Below are 15,986 nucleotides of genomic sequence, written 5' to 3'. Positions count from 1 at the left end.
TACCCATTTGATTTAGCGTTCTATTTAACCAGAACCTGAGTCTATTACTGTAAATATATACATATACTATCAGAGTTCGGCATGAACGCAATCTTGTCGCATGTTTTGCGGTAGCTGGGCGTTATTCGGCTAGTCACCCGAGGTGAGGATCAGGTAACCCAGGTAGACGAGGTAGCAGAGCAGCAGCAAGGCGCCCTCGCGCCGTCCCACGCGCAGGCCGCTCCAGGCCAGAGGCAGAAGCAGCAGTGCCAGCGAAACCATCACCAGCATGTCCAGCTTGGGCACGCTGGCGTTGATGGGGTAGATAAGGGCGGTGATCCCCAATATCCCCAGGATATTAAACAGGTTAGAGCCCACCAGGTTGCCGATTGCAATATCGCTCTCGCCGCGTCTGGCCGCCACCAGAGAGGTGATAAGCTCTGGCATGCTGGTGCCTATGGCGATGATGGTCAGGCCGATGAGTAGCTCGCTCATGCCCAGCTGTCTGGCAAGCGCCACGGCGCCGTCGACAAAGAGTATGCCGCCGCCGACCAACATGGCGATCCCCAGCAGCAGTAGCACCACGGCCAGCAGAGGCGCGAGGGGCTTGAGCTCCATCGACTCGGTATCGGCCTGCTGCTTATCGAACAGGTAGTTCATCCCCAGATAGGCGATCAGCATGGAGCAGAGCAGGGCACCGTCCAGCTGGCTGAGGCTGCCGTCGCTGATCAGCCCCCAGAAGAGCAGGCTGGCGAACAGCATCAAAGGGATGTCGCGCTTGACCATCATAGATTGCACGCCGATGGGACGCACCAGGGCCGTCAGGCCGAGGATTAGGCCTATGTTGGCGATGTTGGAGCCGACCACATTGCCAAGGGCGATGCCTGAGTTGCCGGCCAGGGCCGACTTGAGGCTGACCGCCAGCTCGGGGGCGCTGGTGCCGAAGGCGACTATGGTGAGGCCGATGATCAGCGGGGTGACACCGAGCCTGAGGGCGAGGGCGCTGGCGCCACGCACCAGGGATTCGGCACCAAGAATAAGAATGAGCAGACCAGCGATAAGGGCTAGCGGGGTGAACATGATTGACTCTCAATAGTAGTGGGGCGCCAAGCATAGAGCTTGCACAGTTTTAGGCAACTCCTATTTTGGATTTGCCGATTAAACTTTATTCACTCCGCTGTGGGCGAGAAAATAAAAAACACGCCAGATGGCGTGTTTTCTGTTAGCGAGATATCGACAGAGCCTAGAGCTCATCTTCCCAGCGAACCACGCCGCCGCGCTGACCATCGACCTTGGCGCTGAATCTCTGCTCCAGCACGTGGCGCTTAATCTTCAGGGTCGGCGTCAACACGTCGTTATCCACATCCCAGGGTTCGCTCACCACTATGATGGCGTCGACCGTCTCGTGGGACTCCAGGTTAGGGTTGATGCTGTCCAGGGTCGCCTTGAGTGAGGCGCGAACCTCCTCCTTGGGTTGCAGGGCGGCGCCCTCGGAGAGCTGCACCAGGGCAACAGGGTGAGGCAGGCCAGAGCCTATGATGCAGATCAGCTCCACATGAGGATCCTGGGCCAGCTTGCGCTCGATTGGCACGGGGGCGACATACTTGCCCTTGGCGGTCTTGAAGTTGTCTTTGACCCGGCCCGTGATGGTGACGCAGCCATCGGCGTCGATTGAGCAGAGATCGCCGGTATGAAAATAGCCATCTTCGTCGAAGCTGGCCTGAGTGACTTCCGGCTGCTTGTAGTAGCCGCTCATTAGCCCTGGGCTCTTGACCATCAACTCGCCATTGTCGCCCTGCTTGACGCTACAGCCCTCAACGGCGCGCCCGACTGTGCCTATCTTGCTGGCATCGAAGGGGTGATTGATGATGGAGTAGGCGCTGTTTTCCGTCATGCCCCAGGCCTCACAGATATTCAGGCCAATCTTGTGATACCAGGTAATCAGCGAAGGCGGAATAGGCGCCGAGCCAGAACCGAGCAGATGACAGTGTTGCAGACCCAGTCCTTCATGAATTTTCTTCTTCACTATGCTGTTGAGAATGGGCACCTTGAGAAGGAAGTTGAGCTTAGTGTAGCCAATCTTGTCGATAATATTCTTCTGGAACAGGCTCCACAGGCGGGGCACAGAGAAGAAGACGGTCGGTCTGGCTCGCTGCACGTCGGCGACGAAGCTGTCGAGGCTCTCGACGAAGGCGACGCTGCTGCCGGAGTAATAAGAGGAGCCCTCGATGGCGACACGCTCGGTGATGTGAGCCAATGGCAGATAGGAGAGCAGCCTGTCTTCCACATCTGTCTTGAGGTCACGCACCACGGCGCGGCAGGTCCACTCATAGCTGGCGAAGGTCTGAATTGCCCCCTTAGGCTTGCCGGTCGATCCCGAGGTGTAGATGATGGTCATGATCTGCTCGGGCGTAGGTGCCTCGGCGTCGGTCAATGGGTGACCCAGTTTCAGCAGGGTGTCCCATTGGTATTGTGCCGGCATGGTGTCGTAAGGCATGGCGAGGCGCAGTATGTCGCCGCCAACCCCGGCTTCCTGATCGGCCCAGTAGTCCAGCTTGCCGATGAAGATCGCCTTGGATTCGCTGTGTTCCAGCACGTAGCGTATGGTGTCGGCATTGGCCGTTGGGTAGATGGGCACGCTGATATAGCCGCCGTGCATCAGGGCAAGATCGGTAATAAACCATTCGGCGCAGTTCTTTGATAAAACCGCGACCTTGTCGCCCGGCTCCAGGCCGAGATGGCGCAGTGCGCCGGCGATCTGTAGCATCTTCTGCTGCACTTCACGCCAGCTAAAATTGACATACTGGCCGTTTATGGGCTGTTTCAGGTAGGTGTTATCGCCATATCGCTCGACCCAGTGTTGCAACATGTCGACCGGTGATTTGAATAGTGAGTCCATCTTGCCATTCCATAGTTATTCTTAGTGTTAAAGGAGACGCAACTTGGTTCGCCCGACCTGTGCCGGTGCGAGACTCAACAACCCCCATTATTGAGTGGGCCTGTTGTCTGTGATGAGAGCGCCTGGCCACTTTTTATGCGCGTCTTTGAGTATGGCGAAGAATGTGATCTATGACAATTGTTTTACCGGAATAAAAGGCCAATTGTCATAGTCTTAGGAGGCGTGGTCTGTTAGGTGAGTGCAGGAACTGTGTCGCAGGAGGCCGATTTTTGGCTTATCTCGCGTAGCGAGCTTATGTTTCTGATTCGGCGTCGGGATCCGGGGCGCGCATTCGCTGCCACCAGGTCTCGTCGGCGACGATCTGCCCCTGGTCGTCGATGGCGGGATAGGGGATCTTCTTGCGCCGACAGGCCTTGGCGTACACTGGGTGGCCCTGCTCGAACAGCATGGTTTGGCAGTAGGCGTCGTCTAGGGTGCGCTGGCCATACATGCCGGCCTCGGCGCGTTGACGCTGTGCTTCATACATCACCAGGGCAGAGGCCACAGACACATTGAGGGACTGCACCATGCCTATCATGGGGATGATGATCTGTTTATCGGCGATGGCCAGGCCTTCCTCGCTGACGCCGTCGCGTTCGTTACCCATGATCACCACAGTCGGCTTGGTGTAGTCGATGTCGCGAAAATCGACCGCATTTTCTGAGAAGTTGGTGGCCAAAATCTGCATGCCCGCCGCCTTGAACTGGGCCGCGGCTTCATCCATGTGGTAGTGCTTGATGGTCTTGACCCACTGCTGGCTACCCGATGCGGTATTGCCTGAAACGCGCATCTCGATATCGGGCCAGACGGCGTGGATTTGATGTATGCCGACGGCGTCGGCGGTGCGGATCACCGCGGCGATATTGTTGGTCTTGTGTACCTTGTCCAAACACAGGGTGAGATCGGTCTGGCGGTTGTCTAGCATCTGGTTGATGCGTTTGAAGCGTTCTGGACTCATGATGTTTCGTTTGTAATGTTTATCAAGAACAAAGGGCGCCGCAGCGCCCTTTGGTGTCAACTTAGAGCTTACAGCTCCATCACGCCATCCATCTCAACCAGAGAGTCTTTCGGCAGCTGCTTAACGCCGATGGCGGCGCGGGCAGGGTATGGCTGCTCGAAGTAGCGACCCATGATCTCATTGACCGTGGCGAAGTTAGCCAGATCTGTCATGAAGATGTTCAGCTTAACGATATCCTTCAGGCTACCACCGGCGGCTTCACATACGGCTGTCAGGTTGTCGAACACCTGCACCACCTGGGCTTCAAACTCGTCGCTGACCATCTGCATGGTCTCAGGATTCAGCGGGATTTGGCCAGACAGATAGACTGTGCTGCCCACTTTAACAGCTTGAGAATAGGTGCCGATCGCCTGCGGGGCCTTGTCGGTTGCAATGATAATCTTCTCTGCCATAACGCTCTCTCTACTTAGGTTAATAGTGGTGGAACTAACGATTACGCGAGGTGCGCAGCACTTCCGGCAGTACCCTGATACGGCGCATCACGTTGGCTAAGTGGACTCGGTCGGTGACCGAGATCCGTAAGTTAATCAAGAATACCCGGCCGTCACGCTCTTCTGTGCTCAGGTTATGGATATTCGAGCCCTCGGCGGCCACGATAGAGGTGATCTTGGCCAGTGCGCCCTGATGGTTGACGATCTCGATGCGCAGGTTAGCCTGGAACTCGACGCCCTCGGCGTTGTCCCAGTGCACAGGAATATACTTGTCTGGTTCGCCCTGATAACCGCGGATGTTGGCGCAGCTCTCCATGTGCACCACCAGGCCCTTACCCGGGCTCACATGGGCGATCACCGCATCACCCGGGATGGGGCGACAACAGTTGGCGAAGGAGACCAGCATGCCTTCGGCGCCGCGGATCGGCATCATGTTGGATTCTTTATGTTCGTGCTGCTCGACGCGATCGCCCTTGAGACGCTGGGCGATCACTATGCTCATGGCGTTGCCAAGGCCAATGTCGGCCAGCAGGGAATCTAGGGTGGCGTGTTTGGTCTCGCTCACCACCTTATCGATCTGCTCCTGAGGGATATCCTTGAGCTTGATGTCGCCCAGGGCGTGATTGAGCAGACGCTTGCCTAGCAGTACGGCATCATCTTCTTTGAGGCTCTTGAGCAGCTGGCGGATCTTGGCGCGTGCCTTACCCGTCACCACAAAGTTGAGCCAGGCGGCATTGGGCCGCGCGCCCTTAGCGGTGATGATCTCTATGGTCTGGCCTGAGATGAGCGGCTGGCTCAGCGGATAGGCCTGACGGTTGACTCTTGCACCCACACAGGTGTTGCCCACGTCGGTATGAACCTCGTAGGCGAAGTCCACCGCGGTGGCGCCCACAGGCAGCTCGAGAATACGTCCCTCAGGGGTGAAGACATAGATCTCTTCCGGGAACAGCTCTGTCTTAAAGTTCTCGACGAATTCGAATGAGGTGCTGGCGCTCTGTTGTAGCTCAAGCAGGCTTTGCATCCATTTACGGGCACGAACCTGAGTCGTGGTGCCTTGCTGGGCCGAACCGGCCCCCTTGTAGAGCCAGTGCGCCGCGACCCCCTTGTCGGCCATCTGATCCATATCCTCGGTACGTATCTGGATCTCTACCGGCACGCCGTGAGGCCCAAATAGTGAGGTATGCAGCGACTGATAGCCGTTTGCCTTGGGGATAGCGATATAATCTTTGAAGCGGCCGGGGCGCGGCTTATACAGGCCGTGCATGGCGCCCATGACGCGATAACAGGTGTCGATGGAATCGACGATCACCCGAAACGCGTAGATATCCATTACCTCTTGGAACTGGAGTTCCTTGTTGCGCATCTTGTTGTAGATGGAGTAGAGGTTTTTCTCGCGGCCCTTGACCGTGCCCTGAAGACCTGTGTCCTCGAGACGTGTCTTGATGGCGCCTTCGATATTCTGGATCAGCTCTTTACGGTTGCCACGGGCAGACTTGACCACCTCTTTGAGCACCCGGTAGCGCATGGGGTAATAGGCCTGAAAGCCCAGATCTTCCAGCTCAGTCTTGATATTGTGAATGCCCAGACGGTTGGCGATGGGGGCGTAAATTTCCAGGGTTTCCCGGGCGATGCGACGACGCTTGTCGGGACGCAGGGCGCCTAGGGTGCGCATGTTATGGGTGCGGTCGGCCAGCTTGATGAGGATCACCCGGATATCCTGGGTCATGGCCATCATCATCTTGCGGAAGTTTTCCGCCTGGGCTTCTTTCTTGTCTCTGAACTTAAGCTTGTCCAGCTTGGAGACGCCCTCTACCAGCTCGCCCACAGACTCACCAAATAGCTCGGAGAGCTCTTCTTTGGTGACAGGGGTATCTTCGATGGTGTCGTGCAGCAGGGCGGCCATGAGCGTCTCGTGGTCGAGACGCATATCGGCCAGGATGCGGGCAACCGCAACCGGATGGGTAATATAGGGTTCGCCACTCGTGCGCATCTGCCCTTCATGAGCATCGCGCGCTACCTGATAGGCCTGCTTGAGTAATTCTACCTGCGTAGCTTCTAAGTAACTTGACGCAGACTCCTTGAGACCTTCAAACAGATACAAGTGGCTTCACTCCTTAGATAGTGTTGCGGCCTTCGGCGATGGCGGCAACGGCAGCAATCTCGGCTGCTTCACGTTCGCGGACGGTCTGACGCTCATCGGCGTCCAGTGTGTCGGCGGTAACCAGGCCAAGTTCGATTTCGCGTAGGGCGATAACCGTTGGCTTGTCGTTCTCTTCTTCAACCATAGGGTCTTTGCCCTGCACAGCGATTTGGCGAGCACGACGCGCTGCAACCAGGATCATATCAAAACGGTTGCCGATTTGGTTTACGGCGTCTTCTACAGTTACGCGAGCCATGTATTGAAACTCCAGTGTTTATGGGTGAAAAAATGACGCAAAATTGTACACGATGACAGTTAGTCTGCCAACAGATCATTAAGCATATCATTTTGAGCATGAATTTGACTAGCACGAGTGAGGCGTTGGCTGCGAATAATTGCCTTTAAATCCACCTGTGCCTGTTCGAAATCATCGTTCACTATGATGAAGTCGTATTCGTCGTAGTGGGAGATCTCCGACGTCGCCTGGGCCATACGTCCGGCAATGACCTCGGCGCTGTCCTGGCCGCGTCCCGTAAGACGACGCTCAAGCTCGGCCTTCGAAGGCGGCAGGATGAATACGCCAATCGCTTCGGGCATCATCTCTTTAACTTGCTGTGCCCCCTGCCAGTCGATGTCGAGAAAGACATCTATGCCCTTTTCCAGCATCACCTCGATAGCCGCCTTAGAGGTGCCATAATAGTTACCGAATACCTCGGCCCATTCGAAGAAGGCATTCTCTTCGATCAATGCCTTGAACTCGTCGACCGAGACGAAATGGTAGTGCTCGCCGTCGACTTCGCCGACTCTGGGTTGGCGTGTCGTGTGTGACACAGAGACCTTCATATCGGCGGGTTTATCCTGCAAAATGGCGCTAAGAAGTGAAGACTTGCCGGCGCCACTGGGCGCTGAAATGATAAAGAGGTTTCCGCGAGCGGTCATGTATTTGCTATCCAAAGGCTGTATGGTTTTAGGTAGCCAGACATTATACAGGCTTGAGGTAAATTTAGGCTAGTTAATCTTGGCCCCTAGCCGCGTGGCCGCATGGGCGTTAGCCGCGTAGGTGCATGGGGGGCGAATCATCACAGCTGGCTTAGGCGAGATAAGAAAATTAACCAAAATTAAGCGTTATCCAGGGCGAGATCCAGTAGACTCTCTGCTGAGATAGCCGTGAAGTGAGATTTTTTATGTTGTTAAATACCTTTTTCTGTCGCCAGGGCACAGATACCAGCCTGCGTTTTCTTGTCATCAGTGGCGCCTCACTCTGCCTCATCTCCCTCTTCTCCCTGCTGTTTGCCGGCCATGGCATACTGCTGTTGTTGGCTTTTCCGCTGATTGCCGCCACGGTACTGAGTGCGGCCAGGCGTCTGATACCTTCCCAGCGCTTGCTGGCATTGGCTGTGATCCCCGGCCCCCTGCTGCTGGCCGCGAGTCTGGTCTTTGCCGAGCAGGCCTGGCCCAGTTGGGTCGCCGTCATGCTGAGTCTGTTGGCGACGGGTTATATCGTCTCTCGCCCGCAGCCTAAGGCATCCGCCCCCTTCGATAGTCTGGGCTATAGCGGCCCGCTGATGGCGAGTGCGCCTCGCCGCACTCGGGTTGAGCCGACCCTGGCCGGAGGTTCACCGAGCTTTGCCCATGCTGCAGATGTCTATGGCGCAGATGCCCATGCTGCCGAGCAGAGCCAAGAAATGGCGCGAGGGGATGAGCCAGCGTTCGAGCAGGCATCCACCACGGCATCGGCGCGACAGCCGAAGCATTATCTTAATGAAGCCCAGGCAGGTTATCAGGCTCAAGACAAGCTGTCTCAGGGGATGCACTCACTCGGGGCGCAGCTGACTAAGCTGTTTGACTTGAGCTTTACCGCCATCAAGCGTCATCCTCGTGGCGCCCTGTTAGGGTTTGGCTGTCTGTCGCTCTTGCTCGGCAGCCTGTTTTGGCTTGGTGGCGATGAGGCCACAGAGCAGGTGGCGAGTGAGGCTGAACCCGAGGCACCGATTGCCCTGGCGCCTGCCGCAGCGATCAAGCAGGTGGCCATGCCGGATGGCTTTAAGGTACAACTCGAGGGCAAGGTATTGATGCTCAGCTGGCTAGGTGAGCGGGGAGAACCAGGGACGCTATGGTCACTCGCCAGCGCCGAGGGTGACAGCAGTTGTAAGAACCTGACCTTTAATAATGGCGTGAGCTATCGGCCGATGACGGTGAGTCTGCTGGCCGACACCTCGACCCAGGCGCGTTTCTCTCCTTTGGATACGCCCGCCATCATCAATGATATCGCCATGCGCGGCAGCCTGACTCTATGTGGCTACGAGTTTAGCCTTAAGGGGAGTCAGGCGGCGCTGGCCAAAGAGCCGGCCTTCAGGCCTTATCTCTAATTTTCTTATTCTATGACTTATGACATGGGCGGTTACACGGCCACCCCTGTCTTCTTTTTTAAGACGAGCCATTGGTTCGTGTGGTTAGATGTCGATGAAGTTAACTGATGCAGTGTCCTATGGGGATGATGATAATCCATCCCTGACTCTAGTGATCATGGCGGCCGGTCTGGGGAGCCGTTTCGGCGGCGATAAGCAGCTCGCCGAGTTAGGACCAAAGGGCGAGACCATGTTACAGCTCTCCATCGCCAGCGCCATCAAGGCGGGTTTCTCGGCGGCGGTGATAGTGACCCGCTCCGAACTTATTCCGAGCCTTGAGGCGCGCCTTGCCGATCTACCTGGTGGTTTTGCCCTGCAGTTCTGTGTGCAGCAGATGACAGACCTGCCTGAATCCTGCCGCGAGACAGTACAGGGCGATAAGCTTGCCGAGCTGACAAACGCCCGTCGCAAACCTTGGGGCACGGCCCATGCGCTGTGGAGTGCCCGCAAGCTAGTTGCTGGCCCCATGGCGGTGATCAATGCCGACGATTACTATGGCGATCAGGCCTTTGCACTGCTGACCCAAGGTTTTCAGCAGCGGCCTGATAAATGGCAGATGGTGGCCTATCCCCTCAAAGAGACATTGTCAGATCATGGCGGCGTGAATCGCGGCATCTGCGTGACTCAGGATAATCTGCTGATTTCTGTCGAAGAATGGCTGAATATTGCCTGGCAAGGTGATAATCTGGTGGGCTCGCATCTGGGAAGGCAGGGCCAACTGTCGCCCGAGGCGATGGCCTCGATGACCTGTTGGGGATTTACCCCGGATATTTTCGATCTCCTGGGGGAGGCATTGGCGGATTTTGTCGCTCAGCCTGGGCTGGCGCCGAACAGCGAATGTTACCTTCCCGCCGTGGTACAAGCCGCCTTGAGCGCCGAGGCGAATGCTAAACAGGTATTCGTGAGTCAAACCTTGGATACCTGGTTAGGTGTGACCTATCCGCAAGATATTGACTGGGTAAAACAAAAATTAATGGAGTTACTGGGTGATTGATTTTATAAGGCAGCAGGTGCTGCCGCGCTTTGGCGTAACCGCTTCGGCCAAAGTGAGTCCCCTTGGGAACGGTCATATCAATGATACTTTTCTCGTGCGCTGGCCAGAGGGTGAATTTGTGCTGCAGCGCCTCAACACGGAAGTCTTTACTGAGCCTCACGCCCTGGTGCGCAATGCTCAGAAGGTGGCGCAGCACCTGCAATCGAAACACGAGGCCGGTGAGTATCGCCTGAGTGTGGTGCAGCCGGTGACAGACTCACAGGGTGAGCTGGCGCTGGATTTGGGCGAGCAGGGTTTCTGGCGCGCCATCACCTATCTGTCTTATAGCCACAGCATTGAGGTGGTGGAAGATGCGGTCCAGGCCGAGTCGGCGGCCAAGGCCTTTGGCCATTTCTCTCGCGCTTTAAGCGATCTCGATGCCAGCCAACTTGAAGATGTGATCCCGAATTTTCATCATCTGCCCGGACGTATCGCCCAGCTGCAACAGGCCGTTACCAAAGACAGCCTGGGGCGTCTTAAAGCCTGTCAGGCTTGGGTGGACTTTGCTTTGTCCCAGGATGATCTGCTGAGTGAACTTAGCGAAATAGAGACCAAGCTGCCGCTACGTGTCTGTCACAACGACACTAAGATCAATAACATGCTGTTTGATAAGCGCGACATGAGTAGCATGGCGATAATCGACCTCGACACCTGCATGCAGGGACACCTGATGTACGACTTCGGTGACATGGTGCGCACCTTTACCTCGCCAGAGGCCGAAGACTCGACCAACCTGGCTAAGGTCGAGGTACGCGAGACCATCTTTGCCGCCATCTGCCAGGGGTATCTCAGCGAGCTGGGCGAGGTGATGAGTGATATCGAGCGCCAGAGCCTGTGGCTAGGCGCCAGGGTGATCTGCCTGATGATCGGGGTGCGTTTCCTAACCGATCACCTCAATGGCGATGTGTATTTTCATATTCACCATGAAAATCATAATCTCGAGCGAGCGGCTAACCAGTTTACCCTCTATAAGAGTCTGTTGACCCAAGAGGATAGCCTCAAGGCTTACCTTAAATAACTCAAGAGAAGGGGCCATGAGCCCCTTTTTTGTGCCGCCGATGCATTTATTTCGCGCCAATATTTCGCGCCGAGTCGATACTCTCTTGCTCAAGATCAACTTAAGGTGAACTCATTGATAAGTTTGCTATCAAAGCGTTAAGTTAGTTCGTACACTGCACTCAGTTTTCCGACTATAGGTGAGATAGATGCCACCCATTATCTGTAATACTGCGAGAGAAGCCGTTTCCCTGATCGAGAGCGGTGAAACCCTCTGGACCCACTCCATGGGCGCGACCCCGAAGTTGTTGCTCGATGCCTTGGCTGAGCATGCGCTGACCCGCCAAGATCTAACGCTACTACAGCTGCATACCGAGTGTGCCGAGTCCCTTAGCGATCCGCGCCTCAAAGGCCATCTGCGCCATCGCTGTTTCTTCGGTGGCCTGCCGACTCGCCTGCTGTTGCAACAGGGGGATGCCGATTATGTGCCTATCTTCTTGTCCGAGGTGCCTAAGCTGTTCCGCTCGGGCGAGCAGCCCATAGATACCGCCATTGTTCAGGTGTCGCCGCCGGATAAGCACGGCATCTGCTCCCTGGGGATCTCGGTAGAGGCCACGCTAGCGGCCTGTCAGGTGGCGGGTAAGATCATCGCCCATATCAACCCACAAATGCCGCGTACCCACGGCGATGGTTTCATTCATTACGATAAGTTTGCTGCCGTGTTCGAGCAGAGTACGCCGTTGCCGCAACATCCGCTGGCGGCCAGCGACGAGACCAGCCTGGCCATCGGCAGACATGTTGCCGAGCTGGTACGAGATGGCGATTGCTTGCAGATGGGGATTGGTGCCATACCCGATGCCGTGCTCTCTTGCCTCACGGACCATAAAGACCTTGGGGTGCATACCGAGCTGTTTTCCGATGGCGTACTGAATCTGGTTGAACAGGGGGTGATTAACAACAGCCGCAAGAAGGTGCATCCGGGTAAGTTGGTGACCGGGTTCGCCCTTGGCAGCCAGCGATTGTATGACTATGTCGACGACAATCCCTCTGTGGTCTTTATGGATATCGAGCAGGTCAATGACACCTCGATCATTCGTAAGAATCCTAATGTGATGGCGATTAACTCGGCCCTGCAGGTGGATATCTCGGGGCAGATCTGCGCCGACTCGCTCGGTACCCGCATCTATTCCGGAGTCGGCGGCCAGATGGACTTTATCCGCGGCGCCGGGCTTTCCGAAGGTGGCCGCTCGGTGATCGCCCTGCCCAGCACGGCGGCGGGCGGCAAGGTGTCGAGAATCGCCTCGGTACTCTCTCCCGGTGCTGGTGTGGTCACCACCCGTGCCCATGTGCACTACATAGTCACTGAATATGGTGCGGCTAACTTGCGCGGCAAGTCGCTTAGAGAGCGCGCCCGGGCGCTTATTGATATCGCTCATCCCGACTTCAGGGAGCAGCTTTGTCAGGAGACCTTCGATATGTGGGGGTTAAGGGTCTAGTCTGCTCGGCTAACGATAAAAAAGCCCCGTCTTGCTCGATACCGCAGATGGGGCTTTTTTTATCTCGATTGCTATCTCAACTTAACTTCTGTCTCAACACCTATCACAACACCTATCACAACACCTATTGCAACACCTATTGCAACACCTGTCTCAAGCAATCGGAGTCTGTATCGGGAGGGAAGCGGAAGCTGAGAAGTGCAGCGTTAGGGGGCAGTCTGTTTAGGCCTCGTCATCAGTATATTGGAGGCGATGGCGAACAGGCTGTAACCGGTGAAAAACCAGAAACCGATCTCCAATTGGGCGTGCATCACTATCAGTTCACCCATCTGCCCTTTGGCATTACCGGCTAAGTAACTGACTATGATGGCGACCACAAACACATCGGCCATGCTCCATTTGCCGATGGCGTCGATAAGCCGTATCAGCGTGGCCGCCGTGTTGCCGCGTGCGAAAACCAGCACGGCCTGCGCCAGCAGCTTTAGGGTCGGCACTATCACCGAGAAGGTGGCGATCAAGATGCCGACCAGCAGGTTACCGCTTTGCATCAGGTCTTCTACCGTTCCCAGGATACTGCGGTGCTTGCGATAGATTTCCACCTGGCCCTCAAGTTCGTTAAAGCCGAGGAAGGCCGATACGGATCCCAGCAGGCCGCGCACTTCGCTGTCTTCCGTCATCAGCTCTATGCTGGTCTGGGCAAACTGGGATTTTTCGGCCTGGCCGTCCAGGCTCAGCATAGGCAGGCTGAGTCCTGGGATAAGCAGGGCCAGGGCGATAAGAATTACCAGTAATTGAGGCCATTTACTCCGTTGTGACATGGGGTCTCCATCTTTCCTGTGTCGCCTAGGTTGCAGCGTTGGGATTTGGTTATACATTGATTGAAGTGAATACAGGCTGAATGTCGCCGCTCACTTGAGAGCACTTTTTTACCATGCCTTGTCTCGGCTTTGAAGCCCGGTCATTGGAGTGAACAATACTCTTTGTCCGAGTGTGCCGGGAAACTCAGCTTATTTTATATGCGATATGGGGAAGTATGAGTATTTAGGCTATTCATTTAGAAATAAAAAAAGCCTCAATAATGAGGCTTTTAGTAAGGATGAAGCGCTTATTCCACGTTCTGGATCTGAATATAGTTTAAAAATAATTTAATCGAATAAAATCAGTGTTTTGAGATTTGGTTTTGTTGGGTTTTCGATTGACACTCACCATTTTGCCCACCGATTTAGTATTTCAAGTTTGCAATGTGTTTAATTTTCTATAGTTTTGAACTCTTTAGATATAAGCCACTCTATGGTTTCGTTTATTTTCTTATTGTGGTGCTTGGCTAATGAATCTAATTGGCTTTTTATTTCCGTACTCATGGCTATGTTGTAGTGCTTTCTTCCATTGAGACTATCCCTATGTTTCTTTTGACTCCAAGCTTTTTTTAACTTCATTAGAAATAATAAGTTTGTGTCTATAGGCGCGTTCCAAGAGTCGACGGAAGCAATTACTGCCCCACAAGTCTCAGTGGAATTTATGGGGGAAACAAACTGATGAAGTCTATTGGCTTTGCGAAGGTAGTCCATAGCCCACTCACAATTATCGTCATTTAACCAAGTAAACTTATCGGATTTACTGAGAATTTCTGCCCATTTGTCTTTTAGCATATTGTTAAGGTTGGATTTTCGGTGAATTTCCACATCCCAGCAGTCAAAGAAATTAATGATAGCTTGATACCTTTCTGCAGTATTAGTTGGCTTGCTATTAAGGTTTAGAGCTTCATATATATAGGTTGGTTGACCTGGTAATGTACTTTCTTCATAAGGATTCGACATGCGTAAAACACACCACACAAAGTAGCAGAGTCTTTCGTTTTTTGGGTCTATCCATTTTAAATCATCATCATTCAATAGCCTTTGATCAGCCGAAGTCAGTATGTTGTCTATGTAAACCTCCTTTTGATTAATTGGAGCATTCCAATCCTCTAATGATTGTATTATTTCTTTTCTACGTTCACTTACCGACCTGGCGTTTGTGTGTAATAGCACCTGATTGTTTTGGTTATTTAAGTAGCCATAAATATAATTGCATAGTCGATCACTAGCTTGCGTTATTAGTTTTAAATTTCTGATGTCACTCGTCATTTCTATAACCCTATGGCTGTTTAACTTAAGATTACTGCGTAGTTTTTATCGTGTTTTTATAGTTGCTTTATAGTGCTTTGTTAGCGGGTTTTCAAGTGTTTTTATAGTAATAATTAGCCATCTAGTTACAGTAAAGTAAGGGCTTTAGCCCCATTTAGTATGGGCCCAGCGGTAATTCCCCTATCTGGGAGAGGCTAAACCAGATTGACAAGAAATAATGCTCACCTATTCGTTTACCGAAGAGCTCTGTCAGGACTCGGGGGAAGAGGACATTGCGTCTAAGCCTCGTTGGTTTCAGAACGCACCCCTTTGAAGTCTCGGACTAGCTTGGCTAACTTCAATAAACGCTACAGTGCTATCGACCCTAACGATACTATTGATGGGGTTTTCTATAATTGGTTTAGTTGCCAACATTCTATAAAGCTAAATTTAATTTCTAGGTAGTGTAACGGTTTATTTTATGAATACATTTCCAGAGTAACTATTAACCGACATGCTCTAAGGTATCTCGGCTAAGTCGATTTTTAACTATCTACCAGGCTGCATTTTCTCAAGGTCAGTATGTCGGTTTGTTAATACTACTTAGCTTTTCATTGTCATGTCGAAGACTAATGACAATGCTAGTAGTGTGGAATAACTAGCCATCACTTTAAGGGTGATGGCTTTAGGTAACATGAGAACACGATAAAAAAATAGTAATTAGACATCTCTTATGAACTTAATCATAGGAGAGTAAGAATGGCTTTAAGACATTGTGATAACAAGAACTTAGTTTTACTTAATGGTAGTGTGTTTAATGGCGTAGCCGTTAATCATAACTATCAGTTAATCGAGAACCACTTGTGCTCTATTCAACGTGTTATTGGATACTCACTAGAAGATCATAGAAGAACCTTTGTGGTTCGAGTTGATCTACATTTACCAGCAAGACCTGATTGTGTTGATTATCCAATGGAATTCGATACTAACGTTATCTCACGTTTTATGGCTTCGCTTAAAGCTCAAGTCGAAGCAGACTTACTGAGGAAGATGCAGCAAGGTATTCGGGTGCATCCATGTACTGTCAGGTACGTATGGGTCAAAGAAAGGAATGATGCTCTACAGGATCATTATCATGTAGCATTATTCTTTAATCGGGATAGGTACTTTAATCTAGGGGATTATAATCAGCTTGGTAATAATCTCAGTACTAAAATCACTAAGGCCTGGGCTAGCGCGCTACGTAGAGAAGCATTTCAAGCCGCACCACTTGTTCACTTCCCGAAAGATACACCGTATTACACTTTAGATATCAATGCTGTTACTTTCCATCAGGATTATCAATCTGTATTCAACAGGCTTAGCTACTTGGCTAAAGTCGATACCAAGCATTATGGTGATCGTACTCATTCATTTGGCTGTAGTCGCAAATAAGCTGAAAA

14 protein-coding genes are annotated in these 15,986 nt (G+C 53.0%); 5 read left to right on the top strand and 9 right to left on the bottom strand.

Going from position 1 to position 15,986, the window contains the following annotated elements; translation table 11 throughout:
- Nucleotides 1–129: 129 nt before the first annotated feature.
- The 7 genes from L1D43_RS16660 to gmk form a co-directional block, all read right to left on the bottom strand.
- Nucleotides 130–1,059, bottom strand: coding sequence for a calcium/sodium antiporter (locus L1D43_RS16660; protein ID WP_239853356.1), 930 nt, complete (start codon nt 1,057–1,059; stop codon nt 130–132).
- Between the two features lie 163 nt (nt 1,060–1,222).
- Entirely contained in the window at nt 1,223–2,878 is a 1,656-nt protein-coding gene (locus L1D43_RS16655; protein ID WP_239853354.1) for an AMP-binding protein, read from the bottom strand.
- A gap of 292 nt (nt 2,879–3,170) precedes the next feature.
- Nucleotides 3,171–3,875, bottom strand: a complete 705-nt coding sequence (gene trmH / locus L1D43_RS16650; protein ID WP_239853352.1) for a tRNA (guanosine(18)-2'-O)-methyltransferase TrmH — start codon at nt 3,873–3,875, stop codon at nt 3,171–3,173.
- 68 nt (nt 3,876–3,943) lie between these two features.
- Entirely contained in the window at nt 3,944–4,327 is a 384-nt protein-coding gene (locus L1D43_RS16645; RefSeq protein ID WP_011867295.1) for a RidA family protein, read from the bottom strand.
- 34 nt (nt 4,328–4,361) lie between these two features.
- A complete protein-coding gene (spoT, locus tag L1D43_RS16640; RefSeq protein WP_239853350.1) occupies nt 4,362–6,467 on the bottom strand; it encodes a bifunctional GTP diphosphokinase/guanosine-3',5'-bis pyrophosphate 3'-pyrophosphohydrolase in 2,106 nt (701 codons plus the stop codon).
- Nucleotides 6,468–6,480: 13 nt separating this feature from the next.
- Nucleotides 6,481–6,762 (bottom strand): DNA-directed RNA polymerase subunit omega, encoded by a 282-nt coding sequence (gene rpoZ, locus L1D43_RS16635; protein WP_011867293.1) that lies wholly within the window; start codon nt 6,760–6,762, stop codon nt 6,481–6,483.
- Nucleotides 6,763–6,821: 59 nt separating this feature from the next.
- Entirely contained in the window at nt 6,822–7,445 is a 624-nt protein-coding gene (gmk, locus tag L1D43_RS16630) for a guanylate kinase (protein WP_041508939.1), read from the bottom strand.
- Between the two features lie 245 nt (nt 7,446–7,690).
- Here gmk and L1D43_RS16625 point away from each other — a divergent pair, with 245 nt between their 5' ends.
- From L1D43_RS16625 to L1D43_RS16610, 4 genes are all read left to right on the top strand, one after another.
- A complete protein-coding gene (locus L1D43_RS16625) occupies nt 7,691–8,875 on the top strand; it encodes a hypothetical protein (RefSeq protein WP_239853348.1) in 1,185 nt (394 codons plus the stop codon).
- Nucleotides 8,876–8,963: 88 nt separating this feature from the next.
- A complete protein-coding gene (locus L1D43_RS16620) occupies nt 8,964–9,908 on the top strand; it encodes an NTP transferase domain-containing protein (protein ID WP_239853347.1) in 945 nt (314 codons plus the stop codon).
- Complete coding sequence (locus L1D43_RS16615; protein ID WP_239853345.1) at nt 9,901–10,965, top strand: aminoglycoside phosphotransferase family protein; 1,065 nt, start codon at nt 9,901–9,903, stop codon at nt 10,963–10,965. The genes L1D43_RS16620 and L1D43_RS16615 overlap by 8 nt, the downstream gene beginning before the upstream one ends.
- Nucleotides 10,966–11,152: 187 nt before the next feature.
- On the top strand, nt 11,153–12,439 hold the full coding sequence (locus tag L1D43_RS16610; RefSeq protein WP_041508947.1) for an acetyl-CoA hydrolase/transferase C-terminal domain-containing protein: 1,287 nt from the start codon (nt 11,153–11,155) through the stop codon (nt 12,437–12,439).
- A 206-nt stretch (nt 12,440–12,645) separates the two neighbouring features.
- On the opposite strand, the gene L1D43_RS16605 is transcribed toward L1D43_RS16610, so the two are convergent.
- Nucleotides 12,646–13,257: a paraquat-inducible protein A gene (locus tag L1D43_RS16605; RefSeq protein WP_239853344.1), complete on the bottom strand. Its 612-nt coding sequence runs from the start codon at nt 13,255–13,257 to the stop codon at nt 12,646–12,648.
- Between the two features lie 429 nt (nt 13,258–13,686).
- A complete protein-coding gene (locus L1D43_RS16600; protein WP_239853342.1) occupies nt 13,687–14,565 on the bottom strand; it encodes a hypothetical protein in 879 nt (292 codons plus the stop codon).
- 738 nt (nt 14,566–15,303) lie between these two features.
- On the opposite strand from L1D43_RS16600, the gene L1D43_RS16595 reads away from it, so the two are divergent.
- Nucleotides 15,304–15,978, top strand: a complete 675-nt coding sequence (locus L1D43_RS16595) for an inovirus Gp2 family protein (RefSeq protein WP_220069845.1) — start codon at nt 15,304–15,306, stop codon at nt 15,976–15,978.
- Nucleotides 15,979–15,986: the final 8 nt, after the last annotated feature.

It is taken from the genome of Shewanella sp. Isolate8 (assembly GCF_022398495.1).
Classification (GTDB): Bacteria; Pseudomonadota; Gammaproteobacteria; order Enterobacterales; family Shewanellaceae; genus Shewanella; species Shewanella aquimarina.
This window is presented reverse-complemented; position numbering and strand designations above follow the sequence as displayed.

What these genes read in the sequence shown, in the direction of transcription:
- L1D43_RS16600 (WP_239853342.1), bottom strand. Translation starts at nt 14,565, where the DNA reads ATGACGAGTGACATCAGAAATTTAAAACTAATAACGCAAGCTAGTGAT.
- L1D43_RS16645 (WP_011867295.1), bottom strand. Translation starts at nt 4,327, where the DNA reads ATGGCAGAGAAGATTATCATTGCAACCGACAAGGCCCCGCAGGCGATC.
- trmH (WP_239853352.1), bottom strand. Translation starts at nt 3,875, where the DNA reads ATGAGTCCAGAACGCTTCAAACGCATCAACCAGATGCTAGACAACCGC.
- L1D43_RS16595 (WP_220069845.1), top strand. Translation starts at nt 15,304, where the DNA reads ATGGCTTTAAGACATTGTGATAACAAGAACTTAGTTTTACTTAATGGT.
- L1D43_RS16605 (WP_239853344.1), bottom strand. Translation starts at nt 13,257, where the DNA reads ATGTCACAACGGAGTAAATGGCCTCAATTACTGGTAATTCTTATCGCC.
- L1D43_RS16625 (WP_239853348.1), top strand. Translation starts at nt 7,691, where the DNA reads ATGTTGTTAAATACCTTTTTCTGTCGCCAGGGCACAGATACCAGCCTG.
- L1D43_RS16655 (WP_239853354.1), bottom strand. Translation starts at nt 2,878, where the DNA reads ATGGACTCACTATTCAAATCACCGGTCGACATGTTGCAACACTGGGTC.
- gmk (WP_041508939.1), bottom strand. Translation starts at nt 7,445, where the DNA reads ATGACCGCTCGCGGAAACCTCTTTATCATTTCAGCGCCCAGTGGCGCC.
- L1D43_RS16620 (WP_239853347.1), top strand. Translation starts at nt 8,964, where the DNA reads ATGTCGATGAAGTTAACTGATGCAGTGTCCTATGGGGATGATGATAAT.
- rpoZ (WP_011867293.1), bottom strand. Translation starts at nt 6,762, where the DNA reads ATGGCTCGCGTAACTGTAGAAGACGCCGTAAACCAAATCGGCAACCGT.
- L1D43_RS16660 (WP_239853356.1), bottom strand. Translation starts at nt 1,059, where the DNA reads ATGTTCACCCCGCTAGCCCTTATCGCTGGTCTGCTCATTCTTATTCTT.
- L1D43_RS16610 (WP_041508947.1), top strand. Translation starts at nt 11,153, where the DNA reads ATGCCACCCATTATCTGTAATACTGCGAGAGAAGCCGTTTCCCTGATC.